Origin of the sequence: Acinetobacter sp. SwsAc2, assembly GCF_013391465.1 — a bacterium.
Taxonomy (GTDB): Bacteria; Pseudomonadota; Gammaproteobacteria; order Pseudomonadales; family Moraxellaceae; genus Acinetobacter; species Acinetobacter johnsonii.
On the sequence record NZ_JACBEZ010000053.1, the window covers coordinates 1 to 11392 of the forward strand.

Genomic DNA, 11392 nt, shown 5'->3' on the forward strand with positions numbered 1-11392 from the left:
GTTTTATGATAACTTTACTGTTAAAAGAAGTCTAGACAACCTTGTTTTATGCTTGGATATAAGGCTTATTTTAAAATAATAGTAGTGAAGATTTTCTAAAATTAACATAATACACCTTATACGAAATAAAAATGTAAGCCCCAAGTAGAAATGTCCGGTTTCTCCAAAGTAAAAATGTCCGCTTTTAGAATATGCACTTTTGCAATTTTCTTAGCGGACGGTTTGATATGTTGGTGTCTATGTCGGATAAAGAACTTAAACGATTGTCGGTCTTGCAAGAAATCTGTGATCAACGCATAACCCAGTCCCAAGCTGCTCAGCTACTTCATATTTCAGAACGTCAGATCAGACGTTTATTGCAAAAATACAAAGCTCAAGGCCCAGCTGCATTAGCACATGCTGCACGTGGCCAAATCAGCAATTCCAGGCTTCCTGAAGAGCTCAGACTCAAGTGCCTCAATATTGTTTCGGATCAACTGCATGGTTTCGGACCCACTTTAGCGCATGAAAAGCTCACCACTGTTCATGGATTCGATATTTCAGTGGAAACACTGCGTTCCTGGATGATTGCAGCCGATCTGTGGATTCCTCGCGCCAAGCGCCTGAAACGCCCGTATCAGCCTCGTTATAACCGAGATTGTTATGGTGAACTGATTCAAATCGATGGCTCACACCATGACTGGTTTGAAGGACGCGCTGCTAAGTGCTGTCTGCTGGTATTTATCGATGATGCCACAGGAAAATTACAGCATTTACGTTTCTGTGAGTCGGAATCAGCATTTGACTATATGATTTCAACACGTTTGTATGTTGAGCAGCATGGTAAGCCGTTGGCGTTTTACAGTGATAAACATTCAGTCTTCAGGGTGAATCAAAGCAGCAAGAAAGACACCAAGATTACCCAGTTTGGACGCGTACTCAGTACCCTCAATATCGATATCATCTTCGCCAATTCACCACAAGCCAAAGGCCGTGTAGAACGGGCGAATAGAACGCTTCAGGACCGTCTGATTAAAGAAATGCGCCTGGAAGGCATCTATTCGATTGAGCAAGCGAATGCCTGGCTGCCCTGCTTTATCGAGCAATTTAATCGTAAATTTGCCAATATGGCCTTTAATCCCAAGGATCTACACCGGACTGTCACTGAAACAGCCGAAGAATTAGATGATGTTTTTACCTGGCGTGAACCCCGCAGAGTCACGAACAGCCTGACGATTACTTATGATAAATGCGTATATTTACTGGAAAATACCGAAGAAAATAAAAGGTTGATCGGCAAGTATCTTGAGTTTCTGGAATACCCGGATGGCACGGTAGCCATTGAACATCAAGGAAGAAAAATCAATTACAGCATCTTCGATAAATTAAGTCAGCTCAACCAGCGAGAGGTTGTTGAGAATAAACGTTTAGGTGCTGTTCTCAATCATATTCAACAACAGCACGAAGAATTAGAACAGCAAAACAAACGCAATCGTTCTCAAAAGATGCCGAGCAGACGTGCACAGAAAACAGTAATCAAAGAACGAAATCTGAATCCTGTGCTTGACTTGGAAGTGTCTGTATAGGACATTTCTATTTGGTTATTAGGTAGGACATTTCTACTTAGGAATAACAAAAAATGGGAGCCTTAAGCTCCCATTTTTTAAGTAATTTTTTCAAATAAGGCTTGGGTGAGCATCTAAAATTCGAATCAATGTAGCTGCTGGTCCAGTTGGATAGCGTCGTCCCTGTTCCCAATTTTGCAGGGTACGGGGGCTAATATGTAGACGTGCAGCAAATTCATTTTGGCTCAAGCCAGTTTTTTCACGTACTTCTTTAATATCAGGCAATTCGAGTTCTGTAACTCGGCTTGCTTTAACTTCTTTACGTTTGATAGCTCCAGCTTCTTTGATTGAAGCAACCAAGTCATCAAATAAGTTGTTATCCATGAAATTGCTCCTTCACGAGTTGGTGCAGAATGGCGGTTTCCTTATCTGTTAAATTATCTTTTACTGATTTTGGATAAGCCACTAAGAAAAAGATCTGATCATCCTCGGTGACCCAATAATAAATCACCCGTATCCCACCACTTTTCCCTTTGTTACCTTGAGCACAACGTACTTTGCGAATACCACCGCCATTCTTGATTAGGTCACCTCTATCAGGCTGTACCAAAAGATCTTGCTGAAGTTGACGATATTCCTCATCAGATACAAGGTCTTTAATTTGCTTGGTAAAGATGCTGGTTTCAATAAATAACATGGACTCTTTATACGTCAATGGCGTATTTGAATTTTAGCAGTTTCCATAACAAAAAACGAGAGCTGGTAGATCTCGTTTCGCATAACAGCCATTATGTTAAATTGTAGTAAGAACTTTAATGCGATAGAGCAGAATGTATATGCAAAATAAGCTTGATAACATTATTCAAGAATTAAAAGAACTATCTGGGAATAGTCGTCTAAACATAGAACTACCTGATGATATTTTCATATCTGCTTATGAACGAAAAATAGGTTTTATTTTTCCAAAAGATTATAAAAAAGTTTTGAAAGAGATTAGCAATATCTTTTATGGAACAACTCTGTACACGACAAAAATAGATAACTCATTGAAATAATGTCACAATAATTGTTTTCTAACGACGAATACTATGACACATCTCAATGAGTTATATCTTATCTTAAACAAATATCTAAAATGGAACAAGTCACATTTAAAGTGCTTTGCGCTCATCATGCTTGTGATTATTTTAAAGCAAACATGTAATCTTTCTTCTGCATCTAAAGCCTTGCCCATCAAGTGCTTACCACAATCATTTTATCGACGTATGCAGCGCTTCTTTGCAGGTCAGTATTTCGATTATCGTCAAATTTCTCAGTTGATTTTCAATATATTTTCATTCGACAAAGTGCAACTGACTTTAGATAGAACCAATTGGAAATGGGGAAAACGAAATATTAATATCCTGATGCTCGCGATCGTTTATCGTGGAATAGCGATACCTATCGTTTGGACATTACTTAATAAACGTGGAAATTCAGATACAAAAGAGCGTATTGCTTTGATTCAACGCTTTATCTCCATTTTTGGTAAAGACCGTATTGTGAATGTGTTCGCAGACAGAGAGTTTATCGGTGAGCAGTGGTTTACATGGTTAATTGAACAAGACATCAACTTCTGCATTCGTGTTAAAAAAACTTTATTGTCACCAATCATTTAGGAAAGAATCATAAAATCAGTGATTTATTTCGCCATCTTCAAGTTGGTCAAATTGAATGTCGTAAACGACGGATTTTGGTTGGTCGAGTGAAACTATATATAAGTGCACTACAGTTAGAAAATGGAGAACTTTTACTCGTCGTTTCTCCTCAGTTTAATGCCAATTCTATTCAGGATTATGCATTACGCTGGGAAATTGAAACCTTATTCAGTTGTCTCAAAGGACGCGGGTTTAATCTTGAAAATACTCGTTTAACAGACCCTAGACGAGTCAAGAAATTGATAGCAGTGCTAGCTATCGGTTTCTGTTGGTGCTATTTAACAGGTGAATGGCAACATGATCAAAAAAAAGTGATAAAAATAAAGAAGCATGGACGACTCTCAATGAGTTTATTTCGCTATGGTTTAGACTATGTTCAAATGGCGATTCAGCGTTTAATTGGTTTTGGGAAAAAAGAAGAGTTTAAGGAAATTTTGGCAATTTTAAGAAGGCAGAAGCCTGATAGGATAAGGGTTCTGTGAAATTTGTCGTGTACAGAGATGGAACAATTGAATTAGCGTCTCTTACAGATGAGAAAGAATGCTATCGAGGGCTATCTCAGATATTAAATGATGCTAGGGAGCAAGGTCTGCCAGAAGATTGGCTACCTATTTGTGAAGATAATGGTAGTTATTATTGCCTATCTCCTAATCATAAAATTAGATATTGGACAGCAGATGGATATAGCGATGAGCAGTGGGAAGATTTAGCAGATTGGATCAAGCAAGTTTGGATAGATGGAAATTAAGAATTTCTAAAATTAACATAATACACCTTATACGAAATTAAAAAATGGAGCCTAAAGCTCCATTTTTTAATAACTTTTTTTAAATTGCTAAGCGTAAATTCAGTGCTTTTACAACTTTAATCACAGTATCAAAACTAGGGTTAACATCACCAGAAAGTGCTTTATAAAGACTTTCTCGGCCTAAGCCTGTATCTCGTGATAATTGAGCCATTCCTTTAGCTTTTGCAATGTTACCTAAAGCCTTTGCAATGAATGCGGCATCGCCATTAGATTCTTCAATACATGCTTGTAAGTAAGCCTGCATATCATCCTCTGTTTTAAGATGCTCAGCACTGTCCCATTTGCGAAGTTTAATAGCCATTTATAGCTCCTCCTCTAAATCTTGTGCCAATTGCAGGGCAAGTTTTATATCTTTACTTTGCGTAGACTTATCTCCGCCTGCTAAAAGAATAACAACCCTTTGCCCTTGCTTGCAGTAATAAATCCTATAGCCTGGCCCAAAGAAGAAACGTAATTCAGAAACACCTTCACCGACCGGCTCAGTATCTCCAAAGTTTCCATCTTCAACCCGATCAATTCGGACTTGTATGCGTCTTTTTGCCTGCTGGTCTTTTAACTTGGTGAACCAGTCATCAAAGACTTCAGTGGTATATATTGAGTACATAAGTAGAATGTATCCTATAGGATACATTTATGCAAGAAATAAACTTGATATTTGGGGCTCGAAACGGTGAATTTCGTATAACCACCATTATGTTAAATAGCATGCAATATTGGATACCATACTGAAATAAGTAAAACAGTACCTAATACTCGATTAAAGAGCACCATATGATGAGCTGTAGAAAGTATTTTTTTTGTGATTTTTCCTAAATAAGCCCAAATAAATAAACAAGGTAGAGAAATCAGCATAAAGATGAATGAAAATAGAATGAGTGACTGATAGTAGTTAGCTAGTTGTGCTGTATAAACAGTAATAACAGCAATAGCCATCAACCAGCTTTTAGGGTTGATAAACTGTAAAAAGAAGCCTGTAAAAAAACCATTTTTCTTATTTTGATTTTGGATTTTAGATTCTAGATCAGGTCTATAATTAAAAATTTTCCATCCAATATAGCTTAACCAAATGCCGCCAGTGAAACTTAATATTAATTGAATCTTGGGGTATTCATTGAGTGTTGTACCAATTCCAAGTCCTGTAATTAAGACTAATGATGCAGCACCAATACTTCCACCGAAGATTAAGCCTAATGTTTTTTTAATACTAAATTGATGACTTGTACTAAGAATAAGGAAATTGGTTGGTCCAGGAGTAATTGATGCAACAAAAGAAAAGGCACAAAAAGCTAAAATCGTTTCCAAAATAAAATCCAAAAATTAATAAACTATTTGGCTAGTTTGATAAATATCTTCAAGATATATCTAGAACATTTGTGCACGCTTTTTGATATTGATTCAATGTTATGCCATAACAACGTTTAAACCATCGACCTAGATGACTTTGATCAGAAAAACAAAGATATGAAGCAACAGTTGTTGCTGATAATCCTTTTCTTAACAATTCTTTTGCCTTATTTAAACGGAGTTGGATCAGATATTGATGTGGAGAACAGTTAAAGTTTTTTTTAAATACACGGTTAATATAAAAACGATCTGTTTTCACCAATGTTGAGAGTGTTTGTAAGTCTAAATCATGAAAGAGACTTTCATGTAAAATTTCTTTTAGCTTTAATGCAATATTAGGTAATGTCTGGATAGACTTTTCACGTTTATATAAAATTTTTTTATTTACTAAGTTTTCTAATAAAAGATCTAAATACGTATCTTTCATCAATTGAGATTCATTGTTATTCAATATATTGTAGGTTGAAAGTATCAAATGTGAAAGTTGAGGATCAGAACGTAGGGTTGATTCGATAGCAAGTTCGATAGGCTCATTAAATATTCCTTCATAGCTTTTTTTTAACCATGCTGGATCTAAATGCATCATTTTATAAGTGAAGCCGAGAGGATCTGGTGCATTACCATCATGAACTTCTTCAGGTTCAAGCATGAAAGTTTGACCTTGATAGCTATCAATAATTTTTTTTCTACAATTGAATTGTTGATGTCCTAACTCTGTTACCCCTATAAGATAACTTGAGTGTAGATGAGGATCGTATGCAAAGCCTTTGAAGTGGGCATGAATTAGTTCTATACCTGTAGACTTATCCTGTGTGACATTGACCCAATTGCTCATATTTACTTAATTAGTCCTAATGGATTTAGCTTATCAAAAATTATCTAATGAAGAAATTCTAAAATTAACATAATACACCTTATACAAAATGCCCTTGTAAGCCCTTAATCAAGGGCATTTTTAGTCTCTACTTAACATAAAATTTTGGTGGTGCTTCAAAAAGTATGCTGCCTTTAAATGAAGCCATTATTGATGTAAAAGAAAAGAAGGCTAAATCAAAAGCTTTAAAATGGTTTTCAAGCTTTTTTGAAAAATTACAGCTTCTTCTGAAGCTACGCCTAATTCTATGCCTTATTTTGCAATTATTGCCTTCAATACCTACAGTAAAAAATTTACCAATACTTTGCTTACCATTTTTAAAAGCAGTGATGAAACTGTCCCAATGATCACTTGCAATTCGGGTGTAGTGAATATCTAATTGTTTAAGCTTTGTCTTCAATTGTTAGACTGTAGCTAAATCTCGTTTACCCCAAACATAAGCAACAATTTCACCTGTTTCTCGATGATAGGCGTAAATAAGCCATTGTTTATTCTTTTTATTTCCAACAAAATTCCAGAACTCATCTACTTCGAGAGATTCATAATGACTTTGCTGAGGCTGAATTTCATAGGTTGATTCAGTTAAAGTACGTAAAACTTTACCGATACTGATGCGCTCAACTTCAGCAATATCTCGTATACCGCTGCCTCTGACCATCAACTGTAATATTTTACGAGTAATACCTGACTTACATCCTAGATAGCTCAGTGCATGATCACCAATAAACTGACGTTTACAGTCTTTGCACTGATAGTTTTGTTTCCCATCTACTTTGATACCATTTTTCTTTATACTATCACTGAGGCAGGTTGGACATTTGATTGCTAGAGTTATTTGCATTTCTCTATTTTATCAAAATCCAATCGGCTTTTTCTTCAGCATACTTTTTGAAACACTACCAAAAATAGATTAACCTCAAACTTCTAATTCTTATAAATAATGAAAAACACCCAACTTATCTAGCACATCTAAAGACAATTGTTTACGTAGAGCAATATCATCACCAGCTTTCATTTGCATATTTAAAGCAAATGCCACCACTTGCCCATCTGCCTTTTCAACAAAACCCACATACCAACCCACTTGCGGGTCTACAGCCATTCCCCAGCCACTTTTAGCATATAGACGATTCTCCCCTCTGCGCTCTACATACAACATCTCTTTCACTTGTTGCTGAACTTCAGGTTTAAAAGGCAATTGCCCTTGGGCTAAATCATACACAAACTTTACTTCTTGTATAGGTGTAATTGTCAAAGGCCCTTTCAACCAAAATTGATCAACTTCCGTGCCTATTTGCATATTGCCATAACCAATACGTTGCAATTCACTTTGCATTAAGCTTGGACCAATACGACGTGCCAATTCTTGATATACAGGCACTGTAGATGCTTGCATGGCTTCGCCCAAAGTAAAATCTTTGTCCCATGCTTTAAAAAAACGTGGCTTTCCATCCCACTTAAATATTTCTGTAGATGTTGCTTTATGATTTTCTAAACCAATTAGTGCATTGGCAATTTTAAATGTAGATGCAGGAATATAAGCTGTTTTTGCTCGGTCTAAATGCGTGCCATATTTTTTAATATTTTGACCATCATATGTGACAAACACAGCATCAGCTGAGATTTCATTAAAAAGCGCTTGAACATTCTGATCGATGATTGAGTTATTCACTTGTGGAATTGTACTTGTTTTTGCTCGACTCATACTATGCTCAGCACAAGCCCCAATACTTATGCTTAAGCAAACTAAACTCAATATTTTTAATAATTTCATGATATACAACTTTAAAATTTGGTAGTGTTTCAAAAAGTATGCTGAAGAAAAAGCCGATTGGATTTTGATAAAATAGAGAAATGCAAATAACTCTAGCAATCAAATGTCCAACCTGCCTCAGTGATAGTATAAAGAAAAATGGTATCAAAGTAGATGGGAAACAAAACTATCAGTGCAAAGACTGTAAACGTCAGTTTATTGGTGATCATGCACTGAGCTATCTAGGATGTAAGTCAGGTATTACTCGTAAAATATTACAGTTGATGGTCAGAGGCAGCGGTATACGAGATATTGCTGAAGTTGAGCGCATCAGTATCGGTAAAGTTTTACGTACTTTAACTGAATCAACCTATGAAATTCAGCCTCAGCAAAGTCATTATGAATCTCTCGAAGTAGATGAGTTGGTAATCCTCCCATAAATAACCGAAGTTAAAAGTAGAGGTTAAGCAGCCATTAGAGGTGGCTTTCCTTTGTTAGCTTGATGTGGTCTTTCATGGTTGTAATGCCACAACCAGTTTGTTGCATAATCTTGTACTTCATCCAAAGTATCAAATAAATGCTTGCTCAGCCAACTATAACGTATGGTCCGATTATAGCGTTCAATATACGCATTCTGCTGTGGCTTACCCGGTTGAATATATTCAATACGAATACCGTGCTCAGTAGCCCAGCGCACAAATTCGTGACTGATAAATTCGGGACCATTATCGCATCGGATCACTAACGGTTTTTCTCTCCACTCCAGCAATTGATTCAACGTACGAATAACCCTGATTGTGGGCAATGAGAACCCTGCTTCAATGGCTAGGCCTTCGCGGCGGTAATCATCAATCACATTCAATAATCGAAACTTACGACCATCGGAAAGCTGATCATGCATAAAATCTAATGACCAAACCTGATTTTCTCGGATTGGTTCTTTCAATGGTTCAGGCGCATGCCGTTTTAGTCTTCTTCTCGGTTTAATACGCAGATTCAGTGCCAACTCACAGTAAATGCGGTAAACCCGCTTGTGATTCCAGCAGCAACTCTCAACATGCCGTAAATACGAGAAGCACAAACCAAAGCCCCAATCGGAATTTTCCTCAGTGAGTTCAATGAGCTGTTCAGCAATGAGTGCATTGTCATCGCTGAGTTTGGCTTGATAGCGGTAGCAGGTTTCACTAATGCCAAATGCTTTACAAGCCAAACGAATACTAATGGCATGCTGGGCAACTGCCTGTTGTGCCATCTTACGCCGGCAAGATGGCTTTACCACTTTTTTGCCATCGCTTCCTGGATGATTTCGGCCTTTAATCGCTCTTCCGCATACATCTTTTTAAGTCTGGTATTTTCGGCTTCTAGCTCTTTCAGTCGAGCCATTAATGATGTATCCATACCACCATATTTGGCACGCCATTTATAAAAGGTAGCATTACTCATGCCGTGTTCACGGCAAAGGGTCGCTACAGGTGTGCCAGATTCTGCCTGTTTCAAGATAGACATGATCTGACTGTCAGTAAATTTAGATGTTTTCATGCAGAATCTCCTGCTCGTATCTTAAGAGAAAATTCTACTTTTAGATCCTATTATTTTTAGGGGGGATTACCAGTTCTGGAATTTTGTTGGAAATAAAAAGAATAAACAATGGCTTATTTTTGTTCAAAAGTCATATTTTACCTCGGAGAAACCGGACATTTTTATTGGTGAGAATATAGACACTTTAAATGGGTTCTAACACTCTCTGTTATTCCCAAGTAGAAATGTCCTACCTTAAAACCAAATAGAAATGTCCTATACCGACATTTCCAAGTCAAGCACAGGATTCAGATTTCGTTGTTGAATTGCTGTTTTCTGTGCTCGTCTACGTGGCATAGCTTGAGAACGATTCCGTTTGTTTTGTTGTTCTAATTCTTCATGCTGTTGTTGAATATGTGCCAGCACAGAACCCAAACGCTTATTCTCAACGATCTCTCTCTGGTTGAGCTGACTTAATTTATCAAAGATGCTGTAATTGATTTTTCTTCCCTGATATTCAATGGCTACAGTACCATCCGGATATTCCAGGAACTCAAGATACTTGCCGCCCAATCTTTGATTTTCTTCGCTGTTTTCCAAGATATATACGCATTTATCATAAGTAATCGTCAAGCTGTTCGTGACCCTGCGGGGTTCACGCCAGGTAAAAACATCATCTAATTCTTCGGCTGTTTCAGCGATAGGCCGATGTAGATCCTTGGGATTAAAAGCCATCTTGGCGAATTTACGATTAAATTGCTCAATAAAGCACGGCAGCCACTTATTGGCATCTGCAATTGAACTGATGCCTTCTAGACGCATCTCCTTAATCAGACGATCCTGAAGTGTTCTATTCGCTCGTTCTACACGACCTTTGGCTTGAGGGGAGTTAGCGAAAATGATATCGATATTGAGAGTGCTCAGAACACGTCCAAACTGGGTAATCTTGGTGTCTTTCTTGCTACTTTGATTCACCCTAAAAACTGAATGTTTGTCACTGTAAAATGCCAATGGCTTACCATGCTGTTCGATATATAAACGTGTCGAAATCATATAGTCAAAGGCTGACTCTGACGCACAGAAGCGTAAATGCTGCAATTTTCCTGTGGCATCATCGATGAATACTAGCAGACAGCATTTAGGTGCTCGACCTTCAAACCAATCATGGTGTGAGCCATCAATTTGGATCAATTCACCATAACAATCTCGGTTATAACGAGGCTGATATGGTCGTTTCAGGCGCTTGCAGCGAGGGATCCATAAATCGGCTGCAATCATCCAGGAACGCAGGGTTTCTACTGAAAGATCGAATCCATGCACGGTGGTGAGCTTTTCATGCGCTAAAGTGGGTCCGAAACCATAAAGTTGATCTGAAACAATATTGAGACACTTAAGTCTGAGTTCTTCAGGAAGTTTAGAATTGCTGATTTGGCCACGACCGGCATGGGCTAATGCAGCTGGACCTTGAGCTTTGTATTTCTGCAGTAAGCGTCTGATCTGACGTTCTGAGATATGAAGTAGCTGAGCAGCCTGGGATTGAGTTATACGTTGATCACAGATTTCTTGCAAGACCGACAATCGTTTAAGTTCTTTATCCGACATAGACACCAACATATCAAACCGTCCGCTAAGGAAATTGCAAAAGCGCATATTCTAAAAGCGGACATTTTTACTTTGGAGAAACCGGACATTTCTATTTTGGGCTTACACTCTCGTTTCGTATAACAGCCATTATGTTAAATAGATAGCAGTTGGGAGATTATTTATTCTTTCAATAGACAAAAACTTGCGGAATTTTTCTTAATTTGTAATCCTTGCGGCCAAGGGTGTCTAGCGTAGCTAAGACAGGTATTC

The 11392-nt window shown here is 37.6% G+C and carries 13 protein-coding genes and 2 pseudogenes; 5 read left to right on the forward strand and 10 right to left on the reverse strand.

From position 1 onward, the window contains the following. Positions 1-239 precede the first annotated feature (239 nt). Positions 240-1565, forward strand: coding sequence for an ISNCY family transposase (locus HYI04_RS15985; RefSeq protein ID WP_079393426.1), 1326 nt, complete (start codon positions 240-242; stop codon positions 1563-1565). A gap of 90 nt (positions 1566-1655) precedes the next feature. Here the strand turns inward: HYI04_RS15985 and nadS are convergent, their stop codons facing one another. Both nadS and HYI04_RS15995 read right to left on the reverse strand, forming a co-directional pair. Further along, positions 1656-1928 (reverse strand): NadS family protein, encoded by a 273-nt coding sequence (gene nadS / locus HYI04_RS15990; protein ID WP_000369781.1) that lies wholly within the window; start codon positions 1926-1928, stop codon positions 1656-1658. Beyond that, positions 1921-2241 carry a type II toxin-antitoxin system RelE/ParE family toxin gene (locus HYI04_RS15995; RefSeq protein WP_000897307.1) on the reverse strand — a complete coding sequence of 107 codons (321 nt, stop codon included), beginning with the start codon at positions 2239-2241 and terminating at the stop codon, positions 1921-1923. Before HYI04_RS15995 ends, nadS begins: the two co-directional genes overlap by 8 nt. Positions 2242-2380: 139 nt before the next feature. Here HYI04_RS15995 and HYI04_RS16000 point away from each other — a divergent pair, with 139 nt between their 5' ends. The 3 genes from HYI04_RS16000 (at position 2381) to HYI04_RS16010 (ending at position 3989) form a co-directional block, all read left to right on the forward strand. Beyond that, a complete protein-coding gene (locus HYI04_RS16000; RefSeq protein ID WP_256733022.1) occupies positions 2381-2599 on the forward strand; it encodes an SMI1/KNR4 family protein in 219 nt (72 codons plus the stop codon). Between the two features lie 33 nt (positions 2600-2632). Beyond that, positions 2633-3723 (forward strand): IS4 family transposase gene (locus HYI04_RS16005; RefSeq protein ID WP_103800267.1). Its coding sequence is split into 2 segments (ribosomal slippage): positions 2633-3173 and positions 3173-3723, totalling 1092 coding nucleotides; the frame shifts between segments, so codons are not numbered across the junction. Further along, on the forward strand, positions 3720-3989 hold the full coding sequence (locus tag HYI04_RS16010) for an SMI1/KNR4 family protein (protein ID WP_372239182.1): 270 nt from the start codon (positions 3720-3722) through the stop codon (positions 3987-3989). Before HYI04_RS16005 ends, HYI04_RS16010 begins: the two co-directional genes overlap by 4 nt. Positions 3990-4068: 79 nt before the next feature. Here HYI04_RS16010 and HYI04_RS16015 read toward each other — a convergent pair whose 3' ends face one another. From HYI04_RS16015 to HYI04_RS16040, 6 genes and pseudogenes are all read right to left on the reverse strand, one after another. Then, a complete protein-coding gene (locus HYI04_RS16015; protein WP_000985609.1) occupies positions 4069-4350 on the reverse strand; it encodes an addiction module antidote protein in 282 nt (93 codons plus the stop codon). Further along, positions 4351-4653, reverse strand: a complete 303-nt coding sequence (locus HYI04_RS16020) for a type II toxin-antitoxin system RelE/ParE family toxin (RefSeq protein WP_000286964.1) — start codon at positions 4651-4653, stop codon at positions 4351-4353. 92 nt (positions 4654-4745) lie between these two features. Then, on the reverse strand, positions 4746-5351 hold the full coding sequence (locus tag HYI04_RS16025) for a LysE family translocator (protein WP_000447788.1): 606 nt from the start codon (positions 5349-5351) through the stop codon (positions 4746-4748). 49 nt (positions 5352-5400) lie between these two features. Then, the gene (locus HYI04_RS16030; RefSeq protein WP_000073658.1) at positions 5401-6228 is read right to left on the reverse strand and encodes an AraC family transcriptional regulator; all 828 of its coding nucleotides are present in this window, start codon (positions 6226-6228) and stop codon (positions 5401-5403) included. A gap of 173 nt (positions 6229-6401) precedes the next feature. Continuing rightward, positions 6402-7108 (reverse strand): annotated as a pseudogene (locus HYI04_RS16035) (IS1 family transposase). Positions 7109-7198: 90 nt separating this feature from the next. Further along, positions 7199-8041, reverse strand: coding sequence for a carbapenem-hydrolyzing class D beta-lactamase OXA-58 (locus HYI04_RS16040; protein ID WP_002002480.1), 843 nt, complete (start codon positions 8039-8041; stop codon positions 7199-7201). Positions 8042-8121: 80 nt separating this feature from the next. Here HYI04_RS16040 and HYI04_RS16045 point away from each other — a divergent pair. After that, a pseudogene (locus HYI04_RS16045) lies at positions 8122-8442 on the forward strand (IS1-like element ISAba3 family transposase); the annotation flags it as partial. A 41-nt stretch (positions 8443-8483) separates the two neighbouring features. On the opposite strand, the gene HYI04_RS16050 reads toward HYI04_RS16045, so the two are convergent. After that, a protein-coding gene (locus tag HYI04_RS16050; protein WP_101494812.1) for an IS3 family transposase occupies positions 8484-9559 on the reverse strand; the annotation gives its coding sequence in 2 pieces (ribosomal slippage) (positions 8484-9307 and positions 9307-9559; 1077 coding nt in all). 255 nt (positions 9560-9814) lie between these two features. Continuing rightward, positions 9815-11140 carry an ISNCY family transposase gene (locus HYI04_RS16055; RefSeq protein ID WP_178896377.1) on the reverse strand — a complete coding sequence of 442 codons (1326 nt, stop codon included), beginning with the start codon at positions 11138-11140 and terminating at the stop codon, positions 9815-9817. Positions 11141-11392 lie beyond the last annotated feature (252 nt).